12 protein-coding genes are annotated in these 15,604 nt (G+C 36.3%); 2 read left to right on the top strand and 10 right to left on the bottom strand.

What is annotated here, in order from left to right:
• Window positions 1–43 precede the first annotated feature (43 nt).
• The 9 genes from MR053_RS11250 to MR053_RS11210 form a co-directional block, all read right to left on the bottom strand.
• Window positions 44–1,132 carry an acyltransferase family protein gene (locus MR053_RS11250; protein ID WP_242132532.1) on the bottom strand — a complete coding sequence of 363 codons (1,089 nt, stop codon included), beginning with the start codon at window positions 1,130–1,132 and terminating at the stop codon, window positions 44–46.
• Window positions 1,133–3,304 carry an alpha-N-acetylglucosaminidase gene (locus MR053_RS11245; RefSeq protein WP_242132531.1) on the bottom strand — a complete coding sequence of 724 codons (2,172 nt, stop codon included), beginning with the start codon at window positions 3,302–3,304 and terminating at the stop codon, window positions 1,133–1,135.
• Window positions 3,305–3,486: 182 nt separating this feature from the next.
• Window positions 3,487–4,896 (bottom strand): Gfo/Idh/MocA family protein, encoded by a 1,410-nt coding sequence (locus MR053_RS11240; protein WP_242132530.1) that lies wholly within the window; start codon window positions 4,894–4,896, stop codon window positions 3,487–3,489.
• 23 nt (window positions 4,897–4,919) lie between these two features.
• Window positions 4,920–6,251 carry a sugar porter family MFS transporter gene (locus MR053_RS11235; protein ID WP_242132529.1) on the bottom strand — a complete coding sequence of 444 codons (1,332 nt, stop codon included), beginning with the start codon at window positions 6,249–6,251 and terminating at the stop codon, window positions 4,920–4,922.
• Between the two features lie 106 nt (window positions 6,252–6,357).
• The gene (locus tag MR053_RS11230; protein WP_242132528.1) at window positions 6,358–7,116 is read right to left on the bottom strand and encodes a creatininase family protein; all 759 of its coding nucleotides are present in this window, start codon (window positions 7,114–7,116) and stop codon (window positions 6,358–6,360) included.
• Between the two features lie 12 nt (window positions 7,117–7,128).
• Window positions 7,129–8,004 (bottom strand): RidA family protein, encoded by an 876-nt coding sequence (locus MR053_RS11225; RefSeq protein ID WP_242132527.1) that lies wholly within the window; start codon window positions 8,002–8,004, stop codon window positions 7,129–7,131.
• Window positions 8,001–9,134, bottom strand: a complete 1,134-nt coding sequence (locus MR053_RS11220) for a mandelate racemase/muconate lactonizing enzyme family protein (protein ID WP_242132526.1) — start codon at window positions 9,132–9,134, stop codon at window positions 8,001–8,003. Before MR053_RS11220 ends, MR053_RS11225 begins: the two co-directional genes overlap by 4 nt.
• Before the next feature lie 5 nt (window positions 9,135–9,139).
• Entirely contained in the window at window positions 9,140–9,928 is a 789-nt protein-coding gene (locus MR053_RS11215) for an SDR family NAD(P)-dependent oxidoreductase (RefSeq protein ID WP_242132525.1), read from the bottom strand.
• A 10-nt stretch (window positions 9,929–9,938) separates the two neighbouring features.
• Window positions 9,939–10,640: an RraA family protein gene (locus tag MR053_RS11210; protein ID WP_242132524.1), complete on the bottom strand. Its 702-nt coding sequence runs from the start codon at window positions 10,638–10,640 to the stop codon at window positions 9,939–9,941.
• Between the two features lie 122 nt (window positions 10,641–10,762).
• Here MR053_RS11210 and MR053_RS11205 point away from each other — a divergent pair, with 122 nt between their 5' ends.
• Both MR053_RS11205 and MR053_RS11200 read left to right on the top strand, forming a co-directional pair.
• Complete coding sequence (locus tag MR053_RS11205; protein ID WP_242132523.1) at window positions 10,763–11,638, top strand: AraC family transcriptional regulator; 876 nt, start codon at window positions 10,763–10,765, stop codon at window positions 11,636–11,638.
• Between the two features lie 276 nt (window positions 11,639–11,914).
• Entirely contained in the window at window positions 11,915–13,027 is a 1,113-nt protein-coding gene (locus tag MR053_RS11200; protein ID WP_242132522.1) for a porin family protein, read from the top strand.
• Window positions 13,028–13,211: 184 nt separating this feature from the next.
• Here MR053_RS11200 and MR053_RS11195 read toward each other — a convergent pair whose 3' ends face one another.
• Window positions 13,212–15,602 (bottom strand): hypothetical protein, encoded by a 2,391-nt coding sequence (locus MR053_RS11195; RefSeq protein WP_242132521.1) that lies wholly within the window; start codon window positions 15,600–15,602, stop codon window positions 13,212–13,214.
• Window positions 15,603–15,604: the final 2 nt, after the last annotated feature.

The following is a 15,604-nucleotide window of genomic DNA, read 5'->3' as shown; positions in this document are numbered from 1 at the left end:
TACTCCTTTAATAATTCTTTAAATCTATTAAATAGAATTTTGCTTAGACTTTAAAAAATATTTTTTGCCTGTATAAAAAGTACAACAGACCCATTTGTAGCAGGAGTACACCTATAATTAATACCACCGAACCATAACTTCCCGACACCTGCATTAATCCATGTAACAAAAACTCGGAAGTAAACCTAAAATCAATCATCCTATAAGCCAGATATATAAAAATAGGATTGAGTCCTATTAATACGAAGGGGAATGCCCATCTTGACCTTTTCTTCACATCTATAATGAAATAAAAAAACGCTAAAAAAACAAGCGACAACCCAATGGTTAACACATTAAATGAACTGGACCATATTTCCTTATTTATTGGGTAAACACTATGCCATAGCAGCGCAAATAAGACAAGTAGCGCTCCTGAAACCAACATAATCTTAACATTCTTGACAGATGCCTCTTTTGTCTTTTTAAGAATTTTTCCCATCATGGCACCTGCTAGGGTAATTACCGCAGCGGAGACCATTAAAAGTAAGCCTTGTGGGTCGTAATGCTCCCGAAACATGGTTCCTGGTAATAACAATCTGTCTATATAACCTGAAAAATTACCTTCTGGAGTCAATACGCCTGCCCCAATACCAGGTACGGGAACCAAGACCATTAGCCCCCAAAAACCCAACAATATTCCAATAGACCATAACCACTGCCCCTTGGTATTAGCATACAAATATATTAATACCGCTATTAGGTAAGCCACCCCTATCTGGCCTAAAACACTGGCATACCGCAAATTTGAAAAATCGAAAGATAGCTTATTGTTATATAATACCCCTAGAAGTATTAAAATAACGGCTCTTTTTAAGGCCTTTTTCCACAGAACTTTTCGGCTAATACCTTGTTCTAAGTTACGACCTATTGAATATGGTATCGCGACACCTGAAATGAACATAAACATAGGAAATATGAGATCCAAAAAATGAAAGCCGTTCCATTCTACATGGAGCAACTGTTGCGACATCCACTTAAACATAGGCAGACTTGTAGCTCCTGATAAGGCATGTACCAAGGCATCGCCCCCTATAATCCAAAACATGGTAAAGCCCCTAAGGGCATCTAAAGATACTAATCGTGATTTCATTTAATTTTCAATTATCAAATCAAGTTCTTCTATTAATGACGTTATATCATCATTTTCATTTTGTGAAGATTCATAAGCACTATTTATCCAACGGTCCTCCCATTTTTTTATATTAAACTCCTCGCCTTCCTTTTGAGCATTATACCAAGCCTCCCATCTGGCCAAATAGTAATCCTTTAAAAGTCCGCTCCATAATCTTGATGCATATTCGGTTAAACCGCTTCCCCAAACCGTAATAATTCGCTTCGCATCCGATTCATAATAATCCATTTGTCCTTTATCTGTTCCCCAACGCCTTGCTTTTTTAACCCATCTTTCTAAATTAGATAAACTATGGTGGGATAACATGTCATCTATTTTGATGACCAAATCGGAAATCTGTTCCATTTGTTTGTCAGATTCCATTACTGTTCTTCGACTTATATTACCTCTTAAATCCATTATCAATGAATCTGCAATAGCCATGTATTTATAAGTAGCCAACTCGATAAGATCATTTATATAAAGTTGATTGTTCTTAAATACTTGGAATTCCTCCAAAAACAAACTTAAAGCTTTATTAACATTCTCATCTGCTTTAGGTAAAACATGATAAGAACTCGCTAAAGTGATCGGATTAGACTGAATCCTGTTTACGGCATGATCGATTTCTTTATTATAAATAGAATGACATAACAACAACCAGGCTTCATACAATTTGTCTGATTTCATACCATATCGATTATTGCAATATGATACCAACCAATCTTTATAATCCAATGTTGCATTACTCCACATGGCATCTGATGCCAATTCGTAAATTACTTCATTGGTTTCTGTCCCCTCTGGAGAGAAACCAAAGGCTTTTAGTTTTCCGTCTGCTTTTGATTTTGCTATCTCAGGAATTAAATGTCCGTATTGTGTTAATAAACCTCCTATTTGATAAGCTCCACCCCAATTAGGGATTATACTATACATCCAGCTCTTACCAAAAAAATCATCCATGCTTTTATAAAATGGACTTGCCTCTGCATATAGATCCAATACCATCATCTTATCATCCGGAATCGTACTCAATAATGCTTTTGCCCTGTCGTTGGTCCAAAATCCTTTATCCATAAATAACCAGCCCATCATTAGCCATGTAGCATCTTCATCTGCCTCAATAATCGATGAGTATATAGCGTTTCCAAATTCAGCTAATTCTTTTTGTAGGACTTCTTCAGATTCATCACTAACTGGGGGGCGTAACTCATTAAAAACATCGGCCAAGAAAAAGTCTACCTCTCCAAACTCTTTTTTCCAAGTATCAATAAAATCCTTTCCAATCTTTTTATAATAAGGCGATAGAGGATGTAAAATATGCGTTGTATTATCTCCTTTAAAACCTACCCACCCATCAACATGCCTAACTTTGGCATCAGGAAATTTTGCTTCAAATTCCTTAGGAACAAACCCTGCAAAAGCAGAAGCTACAGGATGTATTCCAATGGATCGCATGTGCTTTAATATTTTCTTTTGAAGTGTCTTTGTTTTTTCGAAATAATCACTTGGAATAGGACCTCCATGCTTATTAATATTTCCCATTCTATGCCATGGCAAATAAGCGGGTCCCGTAAAGTATTCTTCCAATTCTGCAGGGGTGAACCCATATTTTTTCCAAACTTCCTTCCAAATAGCTTCGGTACCTATTGGAGCCAACATCATATTATAGCCATGTACAGCCATAATATCCAGATATCTTAACCAATCTTCCCATTGATAATACGGTGTAGTATATCCAAAACCACAGATGTTATCCTGTAAGGTATATTGAAAAGGACAGACCACACGCTTTTTTCTGTAGTCTGGCCAAGTTTCAGGGATTTTAATATTACTTCCGCCCCATGAAATCAAACTATTACAAGCTTCCTTAAGGTAAGTATATGCCCCTTTACATTGGGCCACTCCTGTATTTCCACCAACTTTTAGAATACCTTCGCCAGCTTCGATTTCAAAAACCATATTATTGGGACTTAAGCTATCGCTAGGTATATAATAAAATTGTATCTCTTTTGCTCTTTCTCCTATTAGCCTATATAAAACTTCACTCGCTGGTGATTCTTCATATTTGTGATTTGATTTTTGGGAACAGCCCATTGTGCATACAATAAGTATGAGAATAAAATTAAATTTACTTATAATGTATTTCATTTTAAAACTATACTTGAATTGTAAGCCATATCAATCCTTGGGTAAATATCTTGCTCGCCAAAATGCTATATCTAAAGATTAGTAGCTAATGGTATCTTCAATTATACTATGGAAACTAATTTGAATCGAGTATTTCAACTTAACTAAAACTATACTCTTAATGTGTTTTAGGTTCAAAAATATTAGACTTTTAAATTCACATCAAAAACCTTTCCTCCTTTAAGGCGACTTTTTTCAGCTTGAAACCCAATTAAGTGACTTTCCATTGAGGCTTCTATAGTAGATGTTAACTGTGTAGGATCCTGCAACTTTACAGCCCTTACAAAGTCCCTTGCCAAACGCATATCGCCACCGCCATGACCATGACCGGCATAAATACCATCGTTAATATCCTTAGTTGTCCAGTGTTTTTTCTCCCTGGTTCTAAAATCAAAAACCGTCATACTATCCATATCACCAACTATATCACCCATCGTCCCCATGATGCGTGTACGTCTGCCACCATAACTGGTAAGGCCTTCCATAGAGAACGAAGCCGTGATATCGTCTTCAAACTGCATATTAACTACCTGATGGTCTACAACATCATTATCGCAATGGTACACACAACGTCCATAAGGCCCAGTCTTAAGGTTTTCCATAATAGAGTCTGTATCATGTTTTTCAAGTTTTAAGTGATGTAAGAATATTTTTCGTTCGGCATAAATCTTTATGGCCGAAAAAGGACATTCCCGCTCCACGGCACAACCATCGGTACAACGTTTAGTACTGCCTTGGGGTGCACTTTGAGACCTGAACAACTTTAAAGACCCGAAAGAAGATACTTTTTTACAGGGTTTCCCTACCAACCAACGTATAATATCCGTGTCATGACAGGATTTTGAAAGTATCATAGGGGTTGATTTTTTTGAGTTCCCCCAATTGCCTCGCACAAACGAATGGGACATGTGGATGTGCTCTACTGGTTCGAAGTGTTGCACACTAACCACCTCTCCTATTTTACCAGAATCGATAATTTCCTTCATCTTAACAAAATAAGGCGCGTAGCGAAGCACATGGCAAATGGCCACAATTTTACCATATTTACGTTGTTGTTTTAATATATCGTAACATTCCTCCCAGGTTTGCGCAATGGCTTTTTCCAGTAATACATCATATCCCATTTCAATGGCTTTCATTGCAGGGCCATAATGTAGGGCATCGGGTGTTGTAATAATAACAGCATCTGCAAACTTAGGCCGTTCAAAAACATGTTCCCAGGTTGTAAATTGATTGTTTTCTGAAATTTTATGAGACTTGGAAAAGTTATCCCTTCTGTATTTAATGGGTTCTGCTACCCCTACAATGTTTAGCTCTTTTGGGTTGTCTAGTGCATACCCTGCATATAAATTACCACGCCCTCCTGCACCAAGCACTATCGCCGTAATGGGCTGTTCAAAATTTATAGGTTGCACTTTTTTATCTTCAATATATTGTGTTTCAATACTTTCTTTAGAACTTGCATTCGCAACACCAATTGCTCCAACGGTTACTGCAGCCGACCCTAATCCTATACGTTTTAATGCTTCCCGTCTACTGAAATTATTTTTCATATTATTATATTTAAAATTAGTATCTACTTATTCTCAAACTCAATTTCTTCCAAGGTTTTGTTTGTGGTTTCAAATAAAAATGTTCTAAAAAAGAAGAACCCTAAAAGCGTCATTATGGAAAAAAAGGCAAAACTATATCCAATGCCCTTACCATCACTAAAGGCGCCCACAACTATTGGGAATAGAAAAGTAATGGACCCATTCACTATCCAATTGGAAAAAGAGCCCAAGGCCATTCCTCTAGATCGTATGTTGTTTGGAAATATCTCTGCCAATAATACAAATACCACAGCCCCCATAGATGAGGCAAAAAATGCCACATAGCAAATTAAGATACCCAATAATAACAAGCCTTCAGTATTACCAGTATAGAAGGCCCATGAAAAAACACCTAAAGATATGGCCATTCCAATGGTTCCAACATACAATAGCTTTTTCCTTCCTATTTTATCGATTACACTCATGGCCAATATGGTAAAAATTAAATTCGTGGCTCCCAAAATAACGGTTTGTCCTATTGCGGAATCCGTTGAAAAACCAGCAGCCCTAAATATATCCGTAGCATAGTAAAAAACAATGGCTACCCCTGTAAACTGACTAAATAAGCCAATGCAAATTCCTATAAGTGTAAACTTTAAGTTGGGCTTCTTAAACAGCTTTTCTTGCTTACCTTCCTGCTCCAACTTGATAGATGTTTCAATTTCCACAATAATACTTTGTATATCGGCATTCGGATTTACATCTTTAATCGTCTCTCTGGCCGCTTCCTGATGTCCTGTTTGCATTAACCAACGTGGACTCTTGCGGACTTTATAAAGCAAAACCAAAAATGCTAGTGCTGGTATCGCTTCTGAAATAAACATGTAACGCCAGTTATTTTTTCCAGTATCAATGAGGAGGTAATCCACAAAAAAGGCAACCAATATCCCTACAACCAAAGCCAGTTGAAAAGTAATAATTAGCCTTCCCCGGTGTGTCGCTGGCGCTATTTCTGAAATGTAAATGGGCGACAGTACAGAAGCTGCACCGACTGCCAAACCACCAACAAACCTAAACAGAATAAAACTATTGATTTCTGGTGCCAGTCCCGTACCAACAGCTGAAACCAAAAACAACAAAGCAGAAAGCTTAAGCATTTCCCGTCTTCCATATATATCGCCCGGTTTACCTATACCTATGGCACCAATGATACACCCCAACAAAGCAGAGCTTACGGCCCAACCTGTCATGACATCGTTCAATTGGAAATGCGATTTAAAAAAAGGTAATGCACCATTAATTACTGCCGTGTCAAAACCATAAAGCAGCCCGCCTATTGCAGCTACCAGGGTATATAATATTAGTTTACCTTTCATCTGTTTATGTTTATTGTTTTATAGAGGTTAAATGTAGCTTTCCAAAACTATTTTTACAGTGTATCTAAATTTTAGTTATGAATGTTTAATGTATCTTTCATTAATCTTATTTAATATTTAAAAGGTCATTAATGATGTTTTTTAAATCATCAACAACCAATTTCGAAATTTGTTTTCCTTTTTCTAAAGTCCCGTATTCTGGATCTCCAAAAACACCATTAGTGGTCATTTCCTTAGTTGATCTGTAGTAGGATGCCTTGGGTCCCCGCAACATATCACCCTCACTCCAAGAAAACGTATCGGTATGTTTTCCTTTTTCAATTTTATCCAGATGTACTAAGTGTGGGGCAATATTTAACATTAATGACGTTTCAAACTCCCCGGCATGCCCAACGCCGCCTTTACCACTTTCATTTAAAGTGAATAAGGCCTCGGATGCTAATTTCCACCACGTTACCATAATGATATTTGCCGTGGGATTTTCATAGCCTAACTTTTCCACCAATACTTGCCCAACGGCCTGATTCCCGCCATGGCTATTTAAAAGGATGATATTTTTAAATCCATGCTCTATCACCGATTTAACTATATCCTCAACCTGTCGTATAAATGTGTCATGGCTAATGGTAAGTGTTCCTGAAAAATCCATATGATGTGAAGAACATCCTATACTAATAGAAGGCAGCACTAGTACCTTATCGGGGATAGCCTTATGCAGCTCATTAGCAAAATGTTCTCCTATAAGTCTATCGGTTGCGAGTGGCAAATGCTTTCCATGTTGTTCGGTTGCAGCCATAGTAAGGATAACCGGTATATTTTTGGCTATCTTACTTAATTCTGATGTTGTTAATTGATCCCAAATCATGATTCCTTATTTTTATTTTTTAGCGGCCCACATTTCAATTTCAACCACCAGATTCATTAACAATCCTGTTTGCACTGCTGTACGAACAGGTTTTGGATCCTTAAAATAATTTTTATAAACAGCATTGAATCTTGGCCAATCGGCTAAATCTTTTATAAACACATTTACTTTGAATACATCATTTAGGGTACATCCGGCAGACGCCAACTGAATGCTGCAATTATCCATCATATATACCGTTTGTTCCTCTATGGTATCCCCTATAACATTTCCCTGTTTATCTATGGCAGCTTGCCCGGAAATAACAACCAGTTTACTCGGATTCACTTCTAAAACCGGTGAATAAGGCCCTGCGGTAACATGCTGGCTTGCATTTGCTGGCATCTGTTTTGCTGCTTGTAGATTAGCGTTGGAATTGACACTAAAAAACGGTAGATATCCTGTAAATCCTACCATTTTCCATTGTCCATTTATTTTTCTGCATCTGTATAATGTCTGCCAATTGGTTTCAACATAACCCCCATCCGCTTTTTTTATGTCACCTACAAACTTTTTGTGCAACAATGCGGCATCTCCTATAATTTCTATGTCTTGTAATATGGTTACTCTATGCAGTGCTTCGGTTACATCTTCACCCCATGCGGTTTCATGGAACTCCTTAGCCTGTTGCAGCCATGAGATCTTATAACTTTCTAAATTTGGAAAGCTTAATTTCCATTGGTCAATACTTTGGGATTTTCCCCCGTCAATTCCCATGAAACCTTCTTCATGAAAATCATTTTCTACCATTTTCCAGTCTTGGTTTACAAAAGCTTCAATATCTCTTCTAACCACCATGTCCCAAATGGCTTCTTTGTTTTTATCTATACCAGTAAATGGGTTGTTCATAATGTATATGCTTTTTGTTTTGTTTGGTAATGCGTAACAGCGTCCATATCTACCTCTATACCTAAGCCTAATCCTTGTGGTAAATGAGCATAGGGCGCCTCAATCTTTAAAGGTGACTTTAACAAGTCGTGCTCACGTATTAATCGGCCAAAAATATCGCTTGGCCAGTTGCAGGATGCCGCAGCAGCTGCAGAATGTATGTACATGGCTTCTAAAATGCCAAGGTCTATTTCGGAACCATGCCAACAGTTTAATTCTGCCGCCGACGCTATATGATCCAGTCTCTGAAAATCTGCCAATCCGCAGTTAAAGTTAAACCCATCAACCGCACTTAGTTGAATCGCCTGAATGCTATCTTTAATTCTTTGTCCGTGTATGATGTAGGGCAATGACACATGAAGTACTATGGGTACAGATGCATAGTTTCTTAATTGATGATACTCATTTAATTGCCAACGGGGCAGTGGATCTTCGAGACATAAAATATTACCTATTTCCTGTAAGCCGTCAATGCGTTTTTTAGCCTCAAAAGCATGTAACCAACGCTCGTTAGGGTCTAAAATAACCTGCATTTCAGGAACGGTTTCAGCAATTGTTCTGCACCATCCTATAACGTCATCCTCTAAATCGCTTTTAAACTTCATACAGGTATAACCCATATTATGAAACTTTAAAGCTAAATCAGCTATATCTTCTTGACTGCGATGGCTTGACCATGCCCCCACTTTAACTTTATCCTTTAAAGGGCCTCCTAGCAAATCTACTACCCGTACGCCCTTCAGTTTTGCATAAGCATCCCAAATGGCACACTCAAATCCGTCGTATTCCCTAGAAAAGGCAAAAGGTAATTTTTGTAATGTTAATTTTTCAATATCCTGTCCAAGCAATAATTCGCTTATAGCATCTACAGTTATCCAATTATGGCTTCTGTACAGCTCTCCCCATCCAATGATGCCATTTTTTAGTTCTAATTGCACTATTAGCTTGGGAACCTCATCAAATTGAACACTCCAACCTGCTTTGGCTCCCAAAGGCAATTTATGCAACCCTTTATTGAAACCCTTACTTTCAATAGCTCCGGGGTGTGCTGGAACTATAACCTCAAAACAAGTAATCCTATTAATTGTCATTTTTTTTATTTTTCAATAAATGAATTGTTATACAACATAGAGGTTGTTCCATTATCAACATAAATTACCTGACCGGTAATGGCCCTACTGAAATCTGAGGCTAAAAAGCCAACCACATTTCCGCAATCTTCTGCTTGTATTTCAAAGGGTAAACTTTGATAATCTTTGGTATGATTTTCTACCCAAAGTTCGGGATCATCAGCAAAAGTTTTAATCAACTCAAAATTCTGTTCTGCATGCACATATCCAGGCGCTACTGCATTTACCCTAATATTGTGTTTTCCAAGTTCTACGGCCATACCCATGGTTAACCCTTCTACTGCACTTTTTGCACTGGCATAAACGGCGTACTTAGAAATGGTTGCCGAAGCATGTACCGAAGAGATATTAATGATACTGCCCGCTGTATTATTTTTAATAAGTTGATTAGCAAATAATTTTGAAAGTTTCCATACAGCTCTTACATCAATATTGTATAGATTGTCAAACTCCTGATCGGTTACTTTATGTGCTTCTTTACTTAGTCCAATACCGGCATTATTTACTAAACCATGTATGACCCCTACTTGTTTGGCTATGGTTGAAAACATGGCTTCCACTTGGTCATCTTTGGTTATATCGGCAGCTACTGCTATAGCATTGGGCAAGGTATTAGCAACAGCTTGGGCTTTTTCTAACGTTCTGGCATTTATAATAACCCGGGCACCCATTTTTGATAATGCAATTGCAACCCCATTACCCACTCCAAAACCAGCAGCCCCAGTAACTAAAATATTTTTATTAAATAGATCCATTGTTAAATAATTACATAATTCCAAATTTTTCAAAAGCATCCACAGTACTCATCCCTTCCTCCAAAGCTTTCTGAACTAATTTCTCACCTCTCGCTTTTTCAATGGCTCCAGTAAATGCTTCTTTTTCTATTTCTTGAGGAATAATTAACACGCCATCCCTATCTCCATAAACAATATCACCAGGGTTTATACGAACACCGTTAAATTCAATAGGCACCCTGTAATCGATGACTTTTCCTCTTGGCCCTTGATCTTGGGCATAGGTTCCCAATGAAAATGTTGGGAAATTTAGTTTTTCTATTTCATTGGTATCTCTTGAATAACCATCAACTACAGCTCCTGCGGCTTTTAATTTTAAAGCTCTTGTACTCATTAAACCTCCCCATAACGCATAGCGTGGTGAAGCTCCTGCACATATATAGACTTCATTTTCTTTTAAACTGTCAAGTGCTTCAAACATGATCCCAAAGGGTTTCTTCATCAAAGGATTATTTGTTTGTCTTGAAGACTCTTCAAAAGTATCTGCTTCCAGCACGGTCATAGCCCTTCCTATGGTAACCATATCCTTTCTTAAAGGCTTTATGTTTGGTGAGAGAAATTGGTGTAAATACCCCATCTTATCCATTACATCACCCACTAGGGCAACGAACAACTCTTCTTTAGCAATTTTGAAAAGCTCTTGGTCATTTTCCCATTTTATTACTGTATTCATAAGTATATTAAATTAAATAAACTCTTTAAACCTCATTTCTTTATCTTAAGTTATAGAATATCAAAGAAAACCAAAAATTGAAAAAATATTATTAATTTTAGTACGATAATACTATTTCAAAGATGCAGGAACTTGATAAGATCTCGACCGACGAACGTCAAATTATTGATTTTGAAGCCTTAGGATTTGAATGTATAAAAGTTTTGGGAACTTATAACTACAGGCAAATGAACAAAAGCCTAGAAATGCACACCCATGACAATATGATTGAAATATGCTTTTTGGAGAAAGGCACACAATATTACCATATTCAGGGGGAGGACTATAGAATAAATGGTGGGGACCTTTTACTCACCTTTCCCGGGGAAGAGCATGGTACAAAAAGTTTTCCAGAAGAACGCGGACGTTTATTTTGGTTGATTATAGAAGTTCCCAATAAAAACCAAAGGCTTTTAAATTTAACAAAAAAAGACACGAAATTATTAGTAGAAAGCCTCATGAACTTAAAATCAAATAGGAAATTTAAAGGCTCTGATAGGCTAAAGCATGACCTTAATGCTATTTACAAAATTTGTGAGCATCCAATTAGTGGCTTGGACAAAATTAAAATATCAAATTTACTGCTACATTTTCTATTGAACGTCTTAGAGTTTGGGAACAAACATTCTAATCAAATTATAAGTAGGGAAATAGCCGATATTTGTACTTATATTAACAACAACCTTAGAGAGACACTTCCCTTGGAGCAGTTGGCCCAATTGTGCAACCTGTCGTTATCGCATTTTAAGTACAAGTTTAAAAAGGACATGGGATATTCTCCTTCTGATTATATTTTAAGGCAAAAAATAGAAAAAGCTAAGGAGCTTTTAATGGATACGTCGAATAGTATTCAGGATGTGGCCTATAATTTAGCCTTTAGTTCGTCTTCCTACTTCGCCACGGTTTTTAAGCGTTATACCGGTATATCGCCAACTCAATATTGTATCTACAAAACTTAACTTATTTCATTAATGGCTCTGTTGAACAGACCTATTAACACTGAAAAATTTATTTGTTTTTTCTCTAATTCTTAAAAGATTTTTCTTTCTGTAATATAATAATATTATTACTTTTACTAGATTATTTTTATTTTATTTTTTTATATGAAACGATCTAAACTAAATAAAACTATCACAATTTTTATAATGACGTTATGTTTCACATACATTTGTTATTCCCAAAATTTATTTGAAAAAGGCTACTATATTGACAACTATGGCTTTAAGGTTGATTGCTTGATTAAAAATCTTGACTGGGGCGAAAACCCAACTGAATTTGAATACAAATTAGATCAAGAAAATAACTCTAGGGTTTTAACCATAAAATCTACCAAAGAATTTGGAATCTATAATAAATTGAAGTTTTATAGAAGTAAAGTTAATATTGACCAATCCAGTGAAAAGACAAATGAATTGTCCTATATTAAGGATCCGGTTTTTAGCGAAAAGGAAGTTTTTTTAAAGGTATTGGTTGAGGGCAGTGCCAATTTGTACTCATACAAAAATGAATCTACAAAGTTTTTTTACAGCACTAAAGATTCTGACATTGAACAGCTTATTTTTAAAACTTTTAGGACTTCTAATATGCAAATTCAAGAAAACAAAACTTACATTTTACAACTACGAAACAACTTGAAATGCCAAAAACTTACACTTAGTAGCATTGAAAGTATTGACTACAATAAGAAGGACTTAATTAATTTTTTTGTTAATGAAAACCAATGTAATGATTCGGAATATATTAATTTTGAAAAAAAGGAAAAACATAAAAGCTTACTAAAACTTAATATTAGACCTGGAATCAATAGTCGATCTTTAGAATATAATAAAATATCTTCTTCAACTGGTGCTGTAAATTATGATGTTGATTTTGGCAATAAACTTTCCTTTAGAGTAGGTGCTGAACTTGAAGTTTTTTTACCTTTTAGAAACAATTCATTTTCTGTGACTTTAGAACCTACTTTTCAATCCTATAAGTCTGAAATAGATTATGTTTCCCAATCGGCCGTCATTACAAGTCAAAAAATAACCGCTAATTATACAACTATAAATGTTCCTGTTGGTTTAAGATACTATTCTTTTTTAAAAAATGGTTCTAAACTTTTTTACAATGGTTCTGTTTCTTTTTTTAATATAAGGATGAAATCCTCGAAGATAGATTTTGAAAATGGTGGCCATTTAGACCTTGGTACAGATACCGAAGCGCGTATAGGGATAGGTTACAATTTTAATGAAAAATATAGTTTTGAACTAAATTACCAATTTAACAGTCCTTTAATTAAAAGGTATAGGAATTATAATTCCTATTTTACTTCGTTATCATTAATTTTTGGATATACCCTTTTTTAATTGTTTTAAATAGCTCATACATAAATAGATTAAGTCGTTTAAACACTCTTATTTTCTTATTTAAAGTAATTATACCCCAACTGAAACAATTAATTTGATTCAATTTAAAACCATTTGTCAAATAATAACAAACTTAATTTTTAATAGTGACTATCAATATTTTTAATTTTTAAACCCAGAGGTTTTATTGTTCTCGTTTCCTAACCCGAAACTCAAAGGTTTGTCTTCCCAACTGCCCATTACCACTAACACCTTCAACAATTCCAATAAATCCAGTATTGATATCTGAAGTGTAAAACTCAATTTCTGCCTCGCCTTTTTCATTGGTTATCATATCTGGTTTCCAATACAACGTATTACGATAATCTGGAAAACCGTCAACCTGTTCTAAGGCATCATAAACCAGAGCGTAAAATTCTTTTTTGCCATAATAGCCTTTAATCCTACCTAAATTGAATTTTTTTAAAAGCTCGGATTCCTCAAGTTGAGGGTAACTATATACCAATTGGCCCGAGCCTGATATAGTATATGGGCCACCTCTTTCATTAACCCATTTAAAGCCTGTCTCATAATAATATCTCTTTCCTTCTATAGGTTTTTTACTTTTATCCAAATCGTGTATAGGACAATTTAATACTCCACATTGTACTCCAACATAATCCGTAGTCATATCCAATTTAGCCAAACTATCCAGTGTTCCCATATATTTATCCCTAAACACACGTTGTTTTTTGCCAGACACCACGACTTCATCTAGCTTGTTTACATCATTGGCTACTACAAATGGCCTTAAATCTATCTTTATTTGAAATTCCTCATTAAAAGTCTGGGAATAACCAAAGGGTTTCTGCTTTATTAAACCATTGATCCTTGCAAATGAAGGGTCCTCAATTGTAATGTCCTTTTTTGCTTTCGGGTCGTTCAGCAATGGCTTTAAATATAGGTACCCTCTCTTTGCCTGTTGCAGGTGCTCTGGAAGTACTTTAAAACTTCCAACAGAATCTACATCTATAAACATCTTTGAACTTTGTTTATCTGCGGTGAACGCCATGACGTATTGGTCTGTTAATATTCCTTGTGCTTTTTTGTTCTTTGCACAAAGTTTCCCCGTTACGGTATCGTTTAATACAGGATGTGTTTTCTCTCTTTCTTGTATTAAATTAGGTTCTGCCCACTCATAGGCCCTCCAGCCTTGAGCCAACAGCAATACATCCAGGGCTTCTTTTCGGTTCTTGTTCTTTTCATTAAAATAATAACCAGGGTTATATAACTTCCCTTTTAACTGGGTAGATAAATGGTAATGTGTTTCTATGGTCTTTCCATCCTTTAGGTTTTGGTATGCCCTATCAAACACACTTAAGCCCAAATGGGCTACTATGGGTTGGTTGTTTTGGTCGGTTACCTTTAGCTTTAGTTGGACTTTATCTTTGGTTAAATATTCGCCTTTGTCTAGAATGGTTTTTATGTTTAGTCTTTGGTCATGGTTTACATAAACCAACCGTTCTGCCGTTGGTTCTAGATCTTTGTTGAATAAGGTCACTTCGGCTATACCTTGGGGCATATCCTTTAAGGGTATCTTTATGAGCCGTTCTTTTTCTACTTCTGCCCTGGCAATGCTATACACCACGCCCCTAACCTGAACTCTTAGATATACGGTCTCTTTATCGGCTGTGTGTTTTGAGACTTTAAAAGTTACATTGTCCTTGGTATGGCCAACTAATTGTAAAACTTGTCCTTTTGATTTTATATCGGGTATCCCATATGGCTTTTTTGTGGTCAAGGAGTCCAGCTCTATATGATAGTGGTTGCCCTTGACCGGGGTAAACGTAAACGTTCCCATACCAGCATGGCTCGTTTTTAAGGTTTTTATGGAAATATTGTTCTCAAATAGGGTTCCTGAAACGGTTTTCGGGCTACCATTGGCATTTACAGCTTTAAAGGCAACCTTGCTTTGGATACCTGATACCAAATGCCCCCCTTCAGGGAACAGTTGAAAATCAATCTTTTCGCCTTTACTTTCTTCTGTTGGAACAGTGTCTTTTTTTGTTTGGTGGTAACTGGTTATGTTTTTTGCAATCCGCAATTGGCGAACCGATTTTATGGGTTGTCCGTCATTGAAAAATGAATGGGGCGTATAAGCTGCCAAGGTATAGTTGCCATCTTGCAGGCTGTCGTGCACGTAGATATGGCCATCTACAAAACCATACTCTATTTCATACCTCTCTTCCCAAACTGGTTTCTTACTGATGTCCTCAATCAATTGTACATAGAGGGTCTTACTCTTCTCCGATAATGTTAAATACCGACTGTCCAACACATAGCCCTTAAACCATAGATCCTCGCCAGTTTCATAAATACCCTTACTGGTTTGGAGATAGACAGATTCAATTGCTTTATTCTTTGAGACCGCTTCCAACTTACTCACCAAAAGGTCAGGTACGCTGTCTTTATCTTGGGAATTTGCATTTAAGATCGATAATAGAGCTATTATAAAAAAGAGATAAACTAGATTCCTAGAACTAACTCTTAATTCAATCTCATGGGATATCCAATATTTGGCAGTTGAACTACTCACTT

The organism is Aestuariivivens marinum (genome assembly GCF_022662175.1).
GTDB classification, from domain to species: domain Bacteria; phylum Bacteroidota; class Bacteroidia; order Flavobacteriales; family Flavobacteriaceae; genus Aestuariivivens; species Aestuariivivens marinum.
Note: the sequence above shows the minus strand (reverse complement) of the source record. Positions and strands in the feature narration are given on the sequence as shown.

Excerpts from the sequence above, each read along its gene's own strand:
- MR053_RS11205 (WP_242132523.1), top strand. The coding sequence starts at position 10,763 with ATGCAGGAACTTGATAAGATCTCGACCGACGAACGTCAAATTATTGAT.
- MR053_RS11210 (WP_242132524.1), bottom strand. The coding sequence starts at position 10,640 with ATGAATACAGTAATAAAATGGGAAAATGACCAAGAGCTTTTCAAAATT.
- MR053_RS11230 (WP_242132528.1), bottom strand. The coding sequence starts at position 7,116 with ATGATTTGGGATCAATTAACAACATCAGAATTAAGTAAGATAGCCAAA.
- MR053_RS11225 (WP_242132527.1), bottom strand. The coding sequence starts at position 8,004 with ATGAACAACCCATTTACTGGTATAGATAAAAACAAAGAAGCCATTTGG.
- MR053_RS11235 (WP_242132529.1), bottom strand. The coding sequence starts at position 6,251 with ATGAAAGGTAAACTAATATTATATACCCTGGTAGCTGCAATAGGCGGG.
- MR053_RS11240 (WP_242132530.1), bottom strand. The coding sequence starts at position 4,896 with ATGAAAAATAATTTCAGTAGACGGGAAGCATTAAAACGTATAGGATTA.
- MR053_RS11220 (WP_242132526.1), bottom strand. The coding sequence starts at position 9,134 with ATGACAATTAATAGGATTACTTGTTTTGAGGTTATAGTTCCAGCACAC.
- MR053_RS11215 (WP_242132525.1), bottom strand. The coding sequence starts at position 9,928 with ATGGATCTATTTAATAAAAATATTTTAGTTACTGGGGCTGCTGGTTTT.
- MR053_RS11245 (WP_242132531.1), bottom strand. The coding sequence starts at position 3,304 with ATGAAATACATTATAAGTAAATTTAATTTTATTCTCATACTTATTGTA.
- MR053_RS11250 (WP_242132532.1), bottom strand. The coding sequence starts at position 1,132 with ATGAAATCACGATTAGTATCTTTAGATGCCCTTAGGGGCTTTACCATG.